14 protein-coding genes are annotated in these 15,365 nt (G+C 65.2%); 7 read left to right on the forward strand and 7 right to left on the reverse strand.

The genetic code is table 11. From position 1 onward, the window contains the following. Positions 1–116: 116 nt before the first annotated feature. The 5 genes from dapC to KUV74_RS08230 are packed head-to-tail and all read left to right on the forward strand — an operon-like array spanning position 117 to position 4,407. Positions 117–1,313 (forward strand): succinyldiaminopimelate transaminase, encoded by a 1,197-nt coding sequence (gene dapC / locus KUV74_RS08210; RefSeq protein WP_124803484.1) that lies wholly within the window; start codon positions 117–119, stop codon positions 1,311–1,313. A gap of 43 nt (positions 1,314–1,356) precedes the next feature. After that, positions 1,357–1,695: an arsenate reductase gene (locus KUV74_RS08215; protein WP_108132280.1), complete on the forward strand. Its 339-nt coding sequence runs from the start codon at positions 1,357–1,359 to the stop codon at positions 1,693–1,695. Between the two features lie 50 nt (positions 1,696–1,745). Continuing rightward, positions 1,746–2,771 carry a 2,3,4,5-tetrahydropyridine-2,6-dicarboxylate N-succinyltransferase gene (gene dapD / locus KUV74_RS08220; RefSeq protein ID WP_108132279.1) on the forward strand — a complete coding sequence of 342 codons (1,026 nt, stop codon included), beginning with the start codon at positions 1,746–1,748 and terminating at the stop codon, positions 2,769–2,771. Positions 2,772–2,816: 45 nt separating this feature from the next. Further along, positions 2,817–4,013 (forward strand): succinyl-diaminopimelate desuccinylase, encoded by a 1,197-nt coding sequence (dapE, locus tag KUV74_RS08225; RefSeq protein WP_222516074.1) that lies wholly within the window; start codon positions 2,817–2,819, stop codon positions 4,011–4,013. Positions 4,014–4,017: 4 nt separating this feature from the next. Then, the gene (locus KUV74_RS08230; protein ID WP_045991193.1) at positions 4,018–4,407 is read left to right on the forward strand and encodes a hypothetical protein; all 390 of its coding nucleotides are present in this window, start codon (positions 4,018–4,020) and stop codon (positions 4,405–4,407) included. A 124-nt stretch (positions 4,408–4,531) separates the two neighbouring features. Here KUV74_RS08230 and KUV74_RS20970 read toward each other — a convergent pair whose 3' ends face one another. Continuing rightward, positions 4,532–4,996: a cold-shock protein gene (locus KUV74_RS20970; protein WP_045991194.1), complete on the reverse strand. Its 465-nt coding sequence runs from the start codon at positions 4,994–4,996 to the stop codon at positions 4,532–4,534. A 132-nt stretch (positions 4,997–5,128) separates the two neighbouring features. Here KUV74_RS20970 and KUV74_RS08240 point away from each other — a divergent pair, with 132 nt between their 5' ends. Further along, positions 5,129–5,407 (forward strand): SlyX family protein, encoded by a 279-nt coding sequence (locus KUV74_RS08240; protein WP_181248591.1) that lies wholly within the window; start codon positions 5,129–5,131, stop codon positions 5,405–5,407. A 92-nt stretch (positions 5,408–5,499) separates the two neighbouring features. On the opposite strand, the gene trxB is transcribed toward KUV74_RS08240, so the two are convergent. From trxB to KUV74_RS08255, 3 genes are all read right to left on the reverse strand, one after another. Then, complete coding sequence (trxB, locus tag KUV74_RS08245; protein ID WP_045991195.1) at positions 5,500–6,453, reverse strand: thioredoxin-disulfide reductase; 954 nt, start codon at positions 6,451–6,453, stop codon at positions 5,500–5,502. Positions 6,454–6,736: 283 nt separating this feature from the next. After that, positions 6,737–7,339 (reverse strand): peroxiredoxin, encoded by a 603-nt coding sequence (locus KUV74_RS08250; protein WP_045991196.1) that lies wholly within the window; start codon positions 7,337–7,339, stop codon positions 6,737–6,739. 242 nt (positions 7,340–7,581) lie between these two features. Continuing rightward, a complete protein-coding gene (locus KUV74_RS08255; protein ID WP_108449737.1) occupies positions 7,582–7,791 on the reverse strand; it encodes a CPXCG motif-containing cysteine-rich protein in 210 nt (69 codons plus the stop codon). 220 nt (positions 7,792–8,011) lie between these two features. On the opposite strand from KUV74_RS08255, the gene acnA reads away from it, so the two are divergent. Further along, positions 8,012–10,756: an aconitate hydratase AcnA gene (gene acnA / locus KUV74_RS08260; RefSeq protein WP_045991198.1), complete on the forward strand. Its 2,745-nt coding sequence runs from the start codon at positions 8,012–8,014 to the stop codon at positions 10,754–10,756. A gap of 256 nt (positions 10,757–11,012) precedes the next feature. Here acnA and KUV74_RS08265 read toward each other — a convergent pair whose 3' ends face one another. From KUV74_RS08265 to ald, 3 genes are all read right to left on the reverse strand, one after another. After that, complete coding sequence (locus KUV74_RS08265; RefSeq protein ID WP_045991199.1) at positions 11,013–12,692, reverse strand: NAD-dependent malic enzyme; 1,680 nt, start codon at positions 12,690–12,692, stop codon at positions 11,013–11,015. Between the two features lie 270 nt (positions 12,693–12,962). After that, positions 12,963–13,997: a tryptophan--tRNA ligase gene (gene trpS / locus KUV74_RS08270; protein WP_045991200.1), complete on the reverse strand. Its 1,035-nt coding sequence runs from the start codon at positions 13,995–13,997 to the stop codon at positions 12,963–12,965. Between the two features lie 104 nt (positions 13,998–14,101). After that, positions 14,102–15,217: an alanine dehydrogenase gene (gene ald / locus KUV74_RS08275; protein ID WP_222516075.1), complete on the reverse strand. Its 1,116-nt coding sequence runs from the start codon at positions 15,215–15,217 to the stop codon at positions 14,102–14,104. Positions 15,218–15,365: the final 148 nt, after the last annotated feature.

Here is a 15,365-nt window from a genome sequence, read left to right on the forward strand (position 1 = left end):
CGCGTCGATTTGAGGCTGGTACGCCCCTTCCCTATAATCGATGCCCGGTCGCGCCCCGCGCCGACGGCACCCACTCCCGTGATGACAACGACGCCCCAAGGGCGCGCCTGGACCCCATGAACCCTGATCTCGACGCCTTGCAACCCTACCCCTTCGAGCGCCTGGCGGCGCTGAAGGCGGACCTGACGCCACCAGCCGACCTCGCCCATCGTCCGCTGACCATCGGCGAGCCACAGCATGCGCCCTACCAGGCGGCACTCGACGCCCTGGTCCGACATCAGCATGACTTCGCCCGCTATCCGGCCATCGCCGGACTGCCCGAGCTGCGTCAGGCCATCGCCGACTGGGCCAGTAGCCGCTTCGGCCTGGACGGGCTCGACGCCGAGCACCAGGTGCTGCCGGTCAACGGTACCCGCGAGGCCATCTTCGCCTTCGTCCAGGCCTGTCTCGATCGCTCACGCCCGGCGCGGGTGGCGGTGCCCAACCCCTTCTACCAGATCTATGAAGGCGCCGCCCTGCTGGCCGGCGGCACCCCGCTGTACCTCGACTGCCGTGCCGACAACGACTTCCGCCCGGATTTCTCGGCCGTCGACGCCGACACCTGGCGCCAGGTGCAGCTGGTGTTCTTGTGTTCGCCGGGCAACCCCACCGGCGCGGTGACCCCGATCGAAGAGTTCCAGCAGTTGATCGCCCTGGCCGACGAGTACGACTTCATCATCGCCTCCGACGAGTGCTACTCGGAGCTGTACCTGGATGAGCAGGCGCCACCACCGGGACTGTTGCAGGCCGCCGCCGCCATGGGGCGCCACGACTATCACCGCTGCCTGGTGTTCCACTCGCTGTCCAAGCGTTCGAACCTGCCGGGGCTACGCTCGGGCTTCGTCGCAGGCGACGCCGAGCTGATCAGCCGCTTTCGTCGCTACCGCACCTACCACGGCTGCGCCATGGCGCTGCCGATCCAGCAGGCCTCGATCGCCGCCTGGTCCGACGAAGCCCACGTGCGCGACAACCGAGACGCCTACCGCGCCAAGTTCGCCGCGGTCACCGAGATCCTCGCACCGGTGATGGACTTTCCCGCCCCCGAGGCTAGCTTTTATCTGTGGCCAGCGGTCCCCGACGGTGACGACGCCGCCTTCACCAGGCGACTCTACGCCGAGGCCCACGTCAGCGTCCTGCCGGGCAGCTACATGGGCAGAACCGGCAGCGACGGCACCAACCCGGGCGCCGGTCGGCTGAGACTGGCACTGGTGGACGAACTGGCCCCCACTCGGGAAGCGGCCGAGCGCATCCGCGACCTGCTCGCACGCGGCTGATCCCGACCGACGCCACGACCAACGAACATTGAGGACGGGCCCCATGCTGACGCTCTACGTGATCAAGAACTGCGATACCTGCCGCAAGGCCCAGAAGGCGCTGGACGGCAGCGGCCACCCCTACCAGGTCCATGACCTGCGCGCCGATGGCGTATCGGCGGCCCTGCTCGAGCACTTCCTCGAGTCGGTGCCGGTGCTGACCCTGCTCAACAAGCGCAGCACCACCTGGCGCCAGCTACCTGACGACGACAAGAACGACGTCGACGCCAACAAGGCCCGCGAATTGATGCTCGCCAACCCGACCCTGATCAAGCGCCCGCTGCTCGACACCGGCGACGACATCCTGGTCGGCTATCGCGACGGCGACTACGACGACCTCTAATTTTTCGCCCCTCTTTGCGAATTCCAGTACCTACGAAAAGGACATACGGCATGCACAGCTTTGCACTCGGCATCGGCACCCAGAACACCCAGGGCGACTGGCTCGAGGTCTACTACCCGGCGCCGCTGCTCGCCCCCGACGCCAGCCTGGTAGAGGCCGCCGCCCGGGTACTCGACGCGCCCCAGGGCACCGCCGCCGTCAGCTTCCTGCCGGAACACTGCCAGGCCCTGGCCGACGCCCTGCGCGACGCCGGCCACCCGGAGCAGGCCGAACTGGCCGCCAGCCTCAGCGCCAGCCAGCGTCCGCTGGTGGCGACCTTCATCAGTGAGGACCTGCCGCCCCAGAGCGCCCCGGAGGTCTACCTCAAGCTGCACCTGCTGTCCCATCGTCTGGTCAAGCCGCACCAGCTCGACCTCACCGGCATGTTCGGTCTGCTGCGCAATATTGCCTGGAGCAGCGAAGGCGCCATCGACATCATCGAGCTGCCGGCACGCCGCCTCAAGGCCCGCCTGGAAGGTCGCACCCTGTCGGTGGACTGTGTCGACAAGTTCCCCAAGATGACCGACTACGTGGTGCCCAATGGCGTGCGCATCGCCGACACCGCACGGGTGCGTCTGGGCGCCTACCTGGGCGAGGGCACCACGGTGATGCACGAGGGCTTCGTCAACTTCAACGCCGGCACCGAAGGCCCGGGCATGATCGAGGGCCGTATCTCGGCCGGCGTGGTGGTCGGCAAGGGCTCCGACCTGGGCGGTGGCTGTTCCACCATGGGTACCCTGTCAGGTGGCGGCAACATCATCATCTCGGTGGGTGAAGGCTGCCTGATCGGCGCCAACGCCGGTATCGGTATCCCGCTGGGCGACCGCTGCACCGTCGAGGCCGGGCTCTACATCACCGCCGGCGCCAAGGTCACCCTGCTCGATGACCAGGGCCAGGAAGTACGCACCCTGGCGGCCCGCGAACTGGCCGGCCAGGACGATCTGCTGCTGCGTCGCAACTCGACCAACGGCCGTATCGAGTGCCTGACCAACAAGAGCGCCATCGCCCTCAACGAAGCGCTGCACGCCCACAATTGATCCCGAGCGCGGCGGCCCTGGCCGCCGCCTTTCTTCGAGACCGCTATGCCGACTACCGACTTGCCTGCACCGACCGACGCCCCCGCGACCACCGAGACACTCTCGCCCACCCTGGAGCTTGCCCTCGAGCTATTGCGGCGTCCTTCGGTAACCCCGGACGACATGGGCTGCCAGGCGCTGATGATCGAACGCCTCGAGCGCCTGGGCTTCAACATCGAGTCGCTGCCCTTCGGCGAAGTGGAAAACTTCTGGGCGGTGCACGGTCACCACGGCCCGGTGCTGGCCTTCGCCGGCCACACCGACGTGGTACCCACCGGACCCGAGCACCAGTGGCAGACCCCGCCCTTTGCCCCGATCATCGATGACGACGGCATGCTGCGCGGTCGCGGCGCCGCCGACATGAAAGGCAGTCTGGCCGCCATGGTCACGGCGGTGGAGCGCTTTGTCAGCGCCCACCCCGATCACCCCGGACGCATCGCCTTTCTGATCACCGCCGACGAGGAAGGCCCGGCGGTGGATGGCACTCGTGCGGTGGTCGAGCACCTGCGCGAGCGCAACGAACGCCTCGACTACTGCATCGTCGGCGAGCCCTCTTCCACCGAGCGCCTGGGCGACGTGATCAAGAACGGCCGGCGCGGCTCGCTGGGCGGCGTGCTCAAGGTCCGCGGCATCCAGGGCCACGTGGCCTATCCTCACCTGGCGCGTAACCCGATTCACCAGATCGCGCCGGCGCTGGACGCCCTCGCCAACGAACACTGGGATGCCGGCAACGACTGCTTTCCTGCCACCAGCTTCCAGATCTCGAACCTGCGCGCCGGCACCGGTGCCACCAATGTGATCCCAGGCGAGGTCGAGGCCACCTTCAACTTCCGTTTCTCCACCGAGACCACTGATGCCGAGTTGCGCGAGCGCACCGAGGCCATCCTGCGTGGCTTCGACCTGGACTTCGAGATCGACTGGACGCTCAACGGCCAGCCCTTCCTGACCCGCGAAGGGGCGCTGGTCGACGCCGCCGTGGCCGGCGTCCGCGACGTCACCGGCACCACCCCGGTGCTGTCCACCTCCGGCGGTACTTCCGACGGTCGCTTCATCGCCACGCTAGGCGCCCAGGTGGTGGAACTTGGCCCGCTCAACGCCACCATCCACAAGGTCGACGAGCGCGTGCGCGCCGTAGACCTGGATGACCTGAGCCGGGTCTACGAAGCCATCCTGACGCGGCTGTTCGCCGACGCAAGGAGCTGAAGTGATGACCGAGCGCTACCCGGATATCGAGATCTATCTTGGCGAGGCCAGCGCCGAGCGCATCGGCGAGTGGCTCGGCGCCACCCTGAATGCCCCGCCGCTGACCCCCTGCGGCAAGCTGAAGTGGCGCACCGAAGGTCACCTCGATGGTGCCGACATTCCCGTGTTGCTGGTCGGCAAGGCCGCCGATGGCTTCGCCAGCCTTTGGCTCGACAGCGGCCAGTCCCCCTGGCCCACCGACGCCGACTTCGCCAGGGCCGCCGCCCTGGCGCTGGACTGCGAGGTGCGCTGCTCGCTGGGCGGCTGGCAGCCCGGCGACGACCCCGACCGCTTCCTGCAGGTGTTACCCGACGGCAGCGAATCGGCCATCGACTGGCCCGACTCGGGACACTGACGAGGCACTCCCAGTTTGGCCCTGAGCCGGGCACTGAAACGGGCGCAGAGGCAGACCCGCGGCGCCACAAACGACAACGCCCCGCACTAGGCGGGGCGTCGTGGCAATGGCGAGAGCATCGCGCTCAGGTGATGACGGTGACGTCGTCGGCCTGCAGGCCGCGCTCGTTCTCGATCACGTAGTAGCGTACTCTCTGGCCTTCGGCCAGGGTGCGATGGCCCCGGCCGCGGATGGCACGGAAGTGAACAAAGACGTCCTCGCCCCCGTCACGGGTGATGAAGCCGTAGCCCTTGTTGACATTGAACCACTTGACCTCGCCGATCTCGCGATCGTCATCCTCGACCTCGGCCAGGTTGACCAGCCTTGGCGTCAGGGCATTGAGGGCCAGGGTGGCTACCAGCAACACGCCAAAGACCGCTCCGGCAGCGGCAAGGTAGCCATGCAGCAGTGCCTCCTCGGCGATGGCGCCGTGCAACTCCTCGACGGACAGCCCGGTCACCAGGCTGACGGCAAGAGCAATCAGCAGCGGTGCAGGCGCGGCCAACAGCAGACTGATCACACAACAACGAACGAATACCCTTTTTTTCATGGACGTGAAAAACTCTCTTCTTATGGTGAAAACAGGTGGAATGACCATGGGATCCGCGGCCATGCACGATACACAGACGAGATCCTTCCGCCACGACTTCTCGAAAAAAGCCCAAGGCAGGCAGTTGACACGATGAACAGTGACACACCGCAACATGAGTCTATCACGGGTATTGACAAGTCGTCCGCCGATCTAGCAAAGCGTGTCGAAGAACTGGAGAGCCGTCTGGCCTACCAGGAACACTGGCTGGACAGCCTGGACGCCACCATCGCCGGCCAGGAGCGCCGAATGATGGAGCTGGAACGCATCAATCGCCTGATGCAGGAAAGGCTACGCGAACTGGCGGCCAGCAACGACCGCGGACTGGGCGATGCCCCCGGCCCCGAGGACGAGTTGCCGCCACACTATTAAGAGCCATCGATAGCCATCGACAAAAAAGCACCGCCAGGCGATCGCCTGGCGGTGTTCTTGTACTTGCCCAATGATCGAGTCTAACTAGCGCCTTAGTCGAGGCTGTCCAGGTAGCGCTCCACGTCCAGCGCCGCCATGCAGCCGCTGCCGGCTGAGGTGATCGCCTGACGATAGACGTGATCCATGACGTCGCCGGCGGCGAACACACCGGGCACGCTGGTGGCGGTGGCGTTGCCCTCGAGGCCTGACTTGACCTTGATATAGCCGCCTGCCATCTCGAGCTGGCCCTCGAAGATGCCGGTGTTGGGGCTATGACCGATGGCGATGAACACGCCGGGTGCGGTGATCTCGCGGGTCGAACCGTCCTCGACCGCCTTGAGCCGCGCACCGGTGACCCCGGTGTTGTCCCCCAGCACCTCGTCCAGAGTGTGGTTCCAGATCAGTTCGACGTTGCCGTTCTCGGCCTTCTCGAACAGCTTGTCCTGCAGAATCTTCTCCGCCCTGAGGCTGTCGCGGCGGTGCACCAGGGTGACCTTGGAGGCGATATTGGACAGGTAAAGCGCCTCTTCCACGGCGGTGTTGCCGCCGCCCACCACGATCACTTCCTGGTTGCGATAGAAGAAGCCGTCGCAGGTGGCGCAGGCCGACACGCCCTGGCCCATGAACTGCTGCTCCGAGGGCAGCCCCAGGTAGCGCGCACTGGCCCCGGTAGCAATGATCAGGGCGTCGCAGGTGTAGGTGCCGTTGTCGCCCTTCAAGGTGAAGGGACGTTCGCGCAGTTCCACCTCGTGGATATGGTCGAACAGCACCTCGGTATCGAATCGCTCGGCGTGACGGCGCATGCGCTCCATCAGCTCCGGCCCCTGGACACCGGCGTCGTCGCCTGGCCAGTTGTCCACGTCGGTGGTGGTGGTCAACTGACCGCCTGTCTGCATGCCGGTGATCAACAGCGGCTTGAGATTGGCCCGCGCAGCGTAGACCGCCGCACTGTAGCCGGCAGGCCCCGAGCCCAGGATGATCAGACGTTCGTGGCGCACTTCGCTCATGGCTACCTCACAAGACTAACTTGACTAAGCCGGGGGCTCCCCTGGGGGGCCGCGACGCTAAAGGAAAATGGATTCGATGATGACGGCGACGCAGCGTCGTCATGAGCCAATCCACCCGGAACTCGGGTCGGCAGGGTGCGGTCTGCCGCGCAAGGGTCTGTCGCGACTGGCCAGCACACCAGCATACCGAGAATATACGCAACGGGGCGGCCAGGCCGCCCCGTCGTGACACTGCTCGGGCTGTCCCGAGTCGGCTCACCTGGCGGTGAGCGCTGGCAGCGTCTTACAGCTCGCTGGAGTGAGTACCCAGGTACTTGGCGACACCTTCAGCGGTATCCTTCATGCCTTCCTGGCCTTCGTCCCAGCCAGCCGGGCAGACTTCGCCGTGCTTCTGGTGGTGCTGCAGGGCCTTGACCATACGCACCATCTCATCGACGTTGCGGCCCAGCGGCAGGTTGTTGACCACCTGATGCTGCACCACGCCATCCTCGTCGATCAGGAAGGAGGCGCGCAGGGCGACACCGGCTTCCGGATGCTCGATGCCGTACGCCTGGGTAATCTCGTGCTTGACGTCGGCCACGATCGGGAAGCCGACCTCACCGATACCACCGGCGTCCGGGCTGGTCTTGCGCCAGGCGTAGTGGGTGAACTGGGAATCGATGGAGACACCGATCACCTCGACACCCAGATCCTTGAACTGCGCCAGACGGTTGTCATGGGCGATGATCTCGGACGGGCACACGAAGGTGAAGTCCAGCGGCCAGAAGAACAGCACGCGCAGCTTGCCGTTGCTGTCGGACAGCTTGAAGTTCTCGACGATTTCGCCGTTGCCGGTGACGGCGGCGGCTTCGAAATCGGGAGCTTGACGTCCTACCAGTACGCTCATGAAAGTCTCCTTGGAGTAGTGAAACGTGAGGGTTCAAGAATCAGGGGCAAATACCGGATGTCACCCTAGGCCAGCGAACCACACCGGGCCAATCGACCTGGGCCATCGACCCGATAGTCGCCGGCTATTGTCACCCGACGGCGATGACGTCGCAATGACGCCGTCATCGACATCCGCCAGGCTCGAATGAGATCGTTACGCGGCCCACAGCGGCGCATGACACTTCCATCACATGAGCCCTGTCACATGACCTCGTCATCGTCGCCGGCGACCACCGAGACGATATCCTCGGTCACCGCATCCACCTCGATACGGTAGTGGATCGGCGCACAGCACTGAGGGCAGTCTTCCCAGGTCTCGTGGCTGCCCTGGGAGGTGTCCACCACCAGCTCGATATGGGCATCGCAGTAGGGGCAATCAAGCCGCCAGCTCGGCAGCGTCTGTTCGTGCACGATGCACCTCCCCTCTGGTCGCGATCGACGTGAACCTTCACCATGGGGGTGACCCGACAGCCTTTCAAGGCGTGATCCGGCATCCGTTTACACGTCAACGGTTGAAGAACACAACTATGATGACCAAGTACCACTACTAGTACCACCAAGGGATCGATATTGGCCCCGCGCCGATCCCAGCGAACCTGGACCGTTCGATTCAATGCCTCAGGAGGACAGCATGAGTAGCGATTCCCTACCGGATACCCGTCGCACGCTAGATGTAGGCGGGACTCAGTACGACTTCTACAGCCTGGCCCAGGCTGCCGAGGACCTTGGCGATATTCAGCGTCTACCGATGACGCTCAAGGTACTGCTGGAAAACCAGCTACGCTTTGCCGACGATGAGAGCGTGTCCAGAGACGACCTTCAGGCGCTGGTGGACTGGCAGAAGGAAGGCCGCTCGGACCGCGAGATCGGCTACCGTCCCGCCCGCGTGCTGATGCAGGACTTCACCGGCGTGCCGGGGGTGGTCGACCTGGCCTCGATGCGTGCCGCGGTGGAGAAACTCGGTGAGCAACCGTCGAAGATCAACCCGCTGTCGCCGGTCGATCTGGTCATCGACCACTCGGTGATGGTCGACAAGTACGGCGACCCGTCCGCCTTCAAGGACAACGTGGCGCTGGAGATGGAGCGCAACCGCGAGCGCTACGAGTTCCTGCGCTGGGGCCAGCAGGCCTTCGACAACTTCCGCGTGGTGCCGCCGGGCACCGGCATCTGCCACCAGGTCAACCTGGAGTACCTGGGCAAGACGGTGTGGACCCGGGAAGAGGACGGCAAGACCCTGGCCTACCCGGATACCCTGGTCGGCACCGACTCCCACACCACCATGATCAACGGCCTCGGCGTACTCGGCTGGGGTGTCGGCGGCATCGAGGCCGAGGCCGCCATGCTCGGCCAGCCGGTGTCGATGCTGATCCCCGAGGTCATCGGCTTCAAGCTGACCGGCAAGCTCAGAGAAGGCATCACCGCCACCGACCTGGTACTCACCGTCACCGAGATGCTGCGCAAGAAAGGCGTGGTCGGGAAGTTCGTCGAGTTCTACGGCGACGGCCTCAAGGACCTGCCCCTGGCCGACCGCGCCACCATCGCCAACATGGCCCCGGAGTACGGCGCCACCTGCGGCTTCTTCCCGGTGGACGACGAGACCTTGAACTACATGCGGCTGTCCGGCCGCGACGACGACCAGATCGCCCTGGTCGAGGCCTACTCCAAGGAGCAGGGCCTGTGGCGCGAACCCGGCCACGAGCCGATCTTCAGCGACACCCTGGGACTCGACATGGGTGACGTCGAGGCCAGCCTCGCCGGTCCCAAGCGGCCCCAGGACCGTGTCGCCCTGAGCCAGCTCGCCACCACCTTCGAAAAACTGATGGAGGACGAGGGCAAGTCGGCCAAGGACAGCCGCGACGACAAGATGGGCTCCGAGGGCGGCCAGACCGCGGTCGGCGTCGAGCGCAGCTATCGTCACGCCGACAGCCAGGACGTCAACTACAAGGGCGAGGACTTCAGCCTGGACCCCGGCGCGGTGGTCATCGCTGCCATCACCTCGTGCACCAACACCTCGAACCCCAGCGTGATGATGGCTGCAGGCCTCTTGGCCCGCAAGGCCAAGGAGAAGGGCCTGGCGACCAAGCCCTGGGTCAAGACCTCGCTGGCTCCCGGCTCCAAGGTGGTCACCGAATACCTGGCCGCCGCCGGCCTGCAGGACGACCTCAACGCCCTGGGCTTCAATCTGGTGGGCTATGGCTGCACCACCTGCATCGGCAACTCGGGCCCGCTGCCCGAGCCGATCGAGGATGCGGTCAAGACCGGCGACCTGACGGTGGCCTCGGTACTGTCCGGCAACCGCAACTTCGAAGGCCGGGTGCACCCGCTGGTGAAGACCAACTGGTTGGCCTCACCGCCCCTGGTGGTGGCCTTCGCCCTGGCCGGCAATGTGCGCTGCGACCTGGACAATGACCCCATCGGTGAAGGTAGCGACGGCGAGCCGGTCTACCTCAAGGACATCTGGCCCACCCAGGCCGAGGTCGCCGAGGCGGTGGAGAAGGTCAACACCGAGATGTTCCGCAAAGAATACGCCGCGGTGTTCGACGGCGACGAGGTGTGGAAGGCCATCAAGGTGCCGGAAAGCGAGGTCTACGAGTGGGACGACAACTCGACCTACATCCAGCACCCGCCCTTCTTCGAGGGCATGGGCAAGGAGCCGTCCAAGGTCGAGGACGTCAAGGACGCCCATGTACTGGCCATGCTCGGCGACAGCGTGACCACCGACCACATCTCGCCGGCCGGCGCGATCAAGCCCGACAGCCCGGCGGGCCGCTACCTGCAGGAGAACGGCGTCAAGCCGGTGGACTTCAACTCCTACGGCTCGCGGCGCGGCAACCACGAGGTGATGATGCGCGGCACCTTCGCCAACGTGCGCATCCAGAACGAGATGCTCGATGGCGTGGTCGGTGGCGAGACTCGCCACGTGCCCAGCGGCGAACAGATGGCGATCTACGACGCCGCCATGAAGTACCAGGAGGAAGGCACCCCCCTGGTGGTGGTGGCCGGCAAGGAGTACGGCACCGGCTCCTCCCGCGACTGGGCAGCCAAGGGCACCCTGCTGCTCGGCGTGCGCGCCGTGCTGGCAGAGTCCTACGAGCGCATCCACCGCTCCAACCTGATCGGCATGGGCGTGGTACCGCTGCAGTTCCCCGAAGGAGAGGATCGCAAGTCACTCGGCATGACCGGCGACGAGACGGTCTCCATCGAGGGCCTCGACAGCCTCGAGCCGGGCGGCAAGGTCAAGGTGACCATCAAGGGCGACAAGGGTGAGAAGACCCTCGACGCCCTGTGTCGCATCGACACCGCCAACGAGCTCGAGTACTACCGCCACGGCGGCATCCTGCACTATGTGCTGCGCAAGATGATCGGCGCCGCCTGATCACCCGGCGGGCCCAGGCCCGCCACACAGACGGCCGGCGCATCGCACTGGCCGTCACACCGAGACCTCGCCCACCGGCGAGGTCTTTTTTTGTGCGAATCTTGTTTTCTACTCCATCTACAGACCCTTCAGCGCAGCGCTTGAGCGACCGCATCTATTGCTACCCGCCTGTGTTGCTACCCGACTGCGCCTCACGCCAGCAAATAAAAACCCCGCCTTGTGGCGGGGTTCCGTGATCGCTTGAGCGCGCAGATGCCTAGAAGGCGCGGCGACGATAGTCGCGATAGTTGGGCATCCAGCAGCTCTTTTCGATGTCGCGGCGCAGCTTGGTACCGTCGCTCTTGAGCGCCACGCCCTCGTGCTGGGCCTGGGCCGCCACGTCGAAGGCGATCGACTTGGAGATATCGCGGATGCGCGACAGCGCCGGCAGCATGGCACCCTCGCCCTCCTTGACGATCGGTGCCTCCCGGGCCAGAGCCCGTGAGGCCGCCATCAGCATCGCATCGGTGACGCGGCGTGCACCGCTTGCCACCACCCCGAGGCCGATCCCCGGGAAGATGTAGGCGTTGTTGCACTGGGCGATGGGAATGCGACGACCATTGATCTCGACCGGCGCGAAGGGACTGCCGGTGGCCACCAGGGCGTCGCCGTTGGTCCACTCGAGCACGTCGGAGGGGATCGCCTCGGCCCGCGAAGTGGGGTTGGACAGCGGCATGATCAGCGGCATCTTGCAGTTGGCGTGCATCGCCTTGACCACCGCCTCGGTGAAGATACCCTTCTGGCCACAGACGCCGAGCAGCACCGTCGGCTGAACCTGCTTGACCACTTCGAGCAGCTCCTGCCCCTCCCAGCCCTCGACCATACCGGCCGGGTGGGCAAGGCGGCGCTGGAAGTCACGCAGCCAGGTCTGGTCGTCCGTCACCAGGCCCTCGCGATCGACCATGTAGACCCGCTCGCGGGCCTGGGACTCGGTCAGGCCTTCGGCCATCATCGCCACCACCACCATCTCGGCGATGCCGCAGCCGGCGGAGCCGGCGCCCACGAACACCACCCGCTGACGGGCCATGCCCTCGCCACGTGCCTGGCAGGCCGCCATCAGGGTGCCGACGCAGACCGCAGCGGTGCCCTGAACGTCATCATTGAAGCAGCATAGCTCGTCGCGATAGCGCTCCAGCAGCGGCATGGCGTTGGCCTGGGCAAAGTCCTCGAACTGCAGCAGTACCTTGGGCCAGCGCCGCTTCACCGCCTGCATGAAGGCATCGATGAACTCGTCGTATTCTTCCTGGCTGATACGCGGGTGGCGCCAGCCCATGTAGCGCGGGTCGTCCAGCAACTGTTGGTTGTTGGTACCGACGTCGAGCATGATCGGCAGAGTATTGGCCGGGCTGATGCCGCCACAGGCGGTGTACAGCGACAGCTTGCCGATGGGGATGCCCATGCCGCCGATGCCCTGGTCACCGAGGCCGAGGATGCGCTCGCCGTCGGTGACCACGATCACCTTGACGTTGTCCTTGGTGGCGCTGCGCAGGATGTCGTCCATGTACTCGCGGTCGGGGTAGGAGATGAACAGCCCCCGGTGGTTGCGATAGATATTGGAGAACTCCTCACAGGCCTTGCCGACCGTGGGGGTGTAGATGATCGGCAGCATCTCCTCGAGATGCTCGGAGACGAGGCGGAAGAACAGCGTCTCGTTGTCGTCCTGGATCGCCCGCAGGTAGATATGGCGGTCCAGGTCATTCTGGCACTGCTGGTACTGGTGGTAGGCACGCTCGACCTGTTCGTCGATGGTCTCGACGTTCTGCGGCAAGAGGCCGATCAGGTTGAACTGCAGGCGCTCCTTCTGGGTGAAGGCGCTGCCCTTGTTGAGCAGCGGCATCTCCAGCAGAGAGGGTCCAGCGTAGGGAATATAGAGGGGACGCTTGGGTTCTGTGCTCATCTCTCGTCTCGTTTGGTGACTCGGTCAAGGGACTCTGGCGAGTCCGGGCACTCTTCTCGGTACCCTTGGGGAAACACTGACGACATCGCCCGTGCGCGATGCACCGGGCTCAGGCGGCGCCTGCCTGACAAGGCGTTATACCATTCTTCCTTTGTGCCCACTCTAGCACGCCGTCGAGAAAGCCCCGCAAAAGCGGGCCCTCAACGCAGGGCCCATGCGCACTTTAGCTCAGACAAGAGCGACTCGACGATGAGACGCGTAGGAAACGGCTCAAACGAAGCGACCAAGCCCCGCGGCGACACGCAGTCGATCCATCAGCGGAGCAGCCTCGGCACGAGCACGCTCGGCCCCTTGAAGCAGCACCGTCTCGATATGGCCCGGATCTTCCATCAGCGCCTGGTAACGCTCACGCGGGGCGCGCAGCTGTTCGTTGAGGTGTTCGAAGACCCGGTTCTTGGCGTCCCCCCAGCCGATGCCCGCGGCGTAGTCATCACGCATGGCCTGGGTTTCCTCGGCGCTGGCGAAGGCCGAATAGATCTGGAACAGGGTGCAGGTGTCGGGATCCTTGGGCTCGCCGGGCTCCAGCGAGTTGGTCTTGATCTTGCGCACCAGCTTGAGCAGCTTCTTTTCCGGCACGAACAGCGGGATGGTGTTGTTGTAGCTCTTGGACATCTTGCGACCGTCGAGGCCACCCAATACCTGGACCCGCTCGTCCACCACCGCCTCGGGCAGGGTGAAGAAGTCACCCTTGTAGAGATGATTGAAGCGCCCGGCCATGTCTCGGGCCATCTCGATATGCTGGATCTGGTCGCGTCCCACCGGCACCTTGTTGGCCTGGAACATCAGGATGTCGGCGGCCATCAGCACCGGATAGCCGAACAGACCCATGGTGACACCCTTGTCCGGATCCTGGTTGCCGGCTTCGTCGTTCTCCGCCACCGCCGCCTTGTAGGCGTGGGCGCGGTTCATCAGGCCCTTGGCACAGACGCAGGACAGCATCCAGGTCAGCTCGGGAATCTCGGGGATATCGGACTGGCGATAGAAGATGGCGTTGTCGGTGTCCAGCCCCAGCGCCATCCAGGTCGCGGCGATCTCGAGGCGCGACTGCTGGACCCGCTGCGGGTCCTGACACTTGATCAGCGCGTGCAGATCGGCGAGGAAGTAGTAGGACTGCACGTTGGGATCGAGGCTGGCCTCGATCGCCGGCTTGATGGCCCCGACGTAGTTGCCCAGATGGGGGGTACCGGTGGTGGTGATACCGGTCAGCACCCGGGTCTTGTCGGAAGCGGTGGTCGTTGCGGACATGGACGGCACTCTAGTATCGGCAAATGCCCGCTATGGTAACGCCAAGGCCTGTGGATGGCGACCGGGGCGACAGCGCCGCCCCGGCCGACCCTTGGCCAATCACATCAGCCGAGCACACTCTCCACGCTGGTCACCGGCAGCGAGAAGGCCTCCCCTACGGCTGCGTAGGTGAGCTGGCCGTCATGGACATTGAGACCGGCGGCGAAGTGACGATCCTCACCGAGCGCCCGACGCCAGCCCTTGTCGGCCAGCGCCACCACGAACGGCTGGGTGGCGTTGGTCAGGGCCTGGGTCGAGGTGCGCGCCACCGCACCCGGCATGTTGGCGACACAATAGTGCACGACGCCGTCCACCACGTAGGTCGGCTCGGCATGGGTGGTGGGCCTGGAGGTCTCGAAGCAGCCGCCCTGATCGATGGCTACGTCCACCAGCACCGCTCCCGGCTTCATTTCCGAGAGCATGGCGCGGTTGATCAGCTTGGGCGCCGCCGCCCCCGGGACCAGCACCGCCCCGATGATCAGGTCCGATTCGCGCACCGCTTCTTCCAGTGCATCGGCGCAGGAAAACACCGTCTTCATGCGCCCCTGGTAGCGATCATCCAGGGTCTCGAGGCGCGGGATCGACTTGTCCAGCACGCTGACATCGGCGCCCAGCCCCAGCGCCATGCGGGCGGCGTTCTCGCCGACCACGCCACCGCCGATCACGGTAACCTTGGCAGGCGGCACCCCAGGCACCCCGGGCAGCAATACACCCGCACCGCCCTGGGCCTTTTCGAGACTGTGGGCACCGGCCTGCACGGCCATGCGTCCGGCCACGGTGCTCATCGGCGCCAACAGGGGTAGTCCACCCTGAGGCGCGGTGATGGTCTCGTAGGCGATGCAGGTCGCGCCGCTGTCCAGAAGCCCCTTGGTCAGGGTTTCTTCGGCGGCCAGATGCAGGTAGGTGAACAGGGTGTGCTGGGGGCGCAGCCGGGCCACCTCTTCGGGCTGGGGCTCCTTGACCTTGAGGATCAACTCGGCGCCATCGAACAGCGCGTCCACGTCGGCCTCGATGGTGGCACCGGCAGCTTGATAGGCCTCGTCGGCAAAACCGGCGCCCTCACCCGCACCGGCCTGCACGACCACCGCGTGGCCACGCTCGGTCAGCTCCCGCGCACCACTAGGGGTCAGGGCGACGCGGTACTCATGGTTCTTGATTTCCTTGGGGACGGCGATCTGCATGGCGACTCTCCCATCGATTCGTACAACAGATTTTTTATCGTCACCCACAGTGAAGCACAGGAATTTTTTGCCAATAAACCCCCGACGAAAAAACGGAAAGATCAGAAAACTTCACCCTCAAAGACCTTTGAACTTTCTTCCCAGGCCC

The organism is Halomonas sp. DP1Y21-3 (genome assembly GCF_019801245.1).
GTDB classification, from domain to species: domain Bacteria; phylum Pseudomonadota; class Gammaproteobacteria; order Pseudomonadales; family Halomonadaceae; genus Halomonas; species Halomonas litopenaei.

Excerpts from the sequence above, each read along its gene's own strand:
- dapC (WP_124803484.1), top strand. The coding sequence starts at position 117 with ATGAACCCTGATCTCGACGCCTTGCAACCCTACCCCTTCGAGCGCCTG.
- KUV74_RS08215 (WP_108132280.1), top strand. The coding sequence starts at position 1,357 with ATGCTGACGCTCTACGTGATCAAGAACTGCGATACCTGCCGCAAGGCC.
- dapD (WP_108132279.1), top strand. The coding sequence starts at position 1,746 with ATGCACAGCTTTGCACTCGGCATCGGCACCCAGAACACCCAGGGCGAC.
- dapE (WP_222516074.1), top strand. The coding sequence starts at position 2,817 with ATGCCGACTACCGACTTGCCTGCACCGACCGACGCCCCCGCGACCACC.
- KUV74_RS08230 (WP_045991193.1), top strand. The coding sequence starts at position 4,018 with ATGACCGAGCGCTACCCGGATATCGAGATCTATCTTGGCGAGGCCAGC.
- KUV74_RS20970 (WP_045991194.1), bottom strand. The coding sequence starts at position 4,996 with ATGAAAAAAAGGGTATTCGTTCGTTGTTGTGTGATCAGTCTGCTGTTG.
- KUV74_RS08240 (WP_181248591.1), top strand. The coding sequence starts at position 5,129 with ATGAACAGTGACACACCGCAACATGAGTCTATCACGGGTATTGACAAG.
- trxB (WP_045991195.1), bottom strand. The coding sequence starts at position 6,453 with ATGAGCGAAGTGCGCCACGAACGTCTGATCATCCTGGGCTCGGGGCCT.
- KUV74_RS08250 (WP_045991196.1), bottom strand. The coding sequence starts at position 7,339 with ATGAGCGTACTGGTAGGACGTCAAGCTCCCGATTTCGAAGCCGCCGCC.
- acnA (WP_045991198.1), top strand. The coding sequence starts at position 8,012 with ATGAGTAGCGATTCCCTACCGGATACCCGTCGCACGCTAGATGTAGGC.
- KUV74_RS08265 (WP_045991199.1), bottom strand. The coding sequence starts at position 12,692 with ATGAGCACAGAACCCAAGCGTCCCCTCTATATTCCCTACGCTGGACCC.
- trpS (WP_045991200.1), bottom strand. The coding sequence starts at position 13,997 with ATGTCCGCAACGACCACCGCTTCCGACAAGACCCGGGTGCTGACCGGT.
- ald (WP_222516075.1), bottom strand. The coding sequence starts at position 15,217 with ATGCAGATCGCCGTCCCCAAGGAAATCAAGAACCATGAGTACCGCGTC.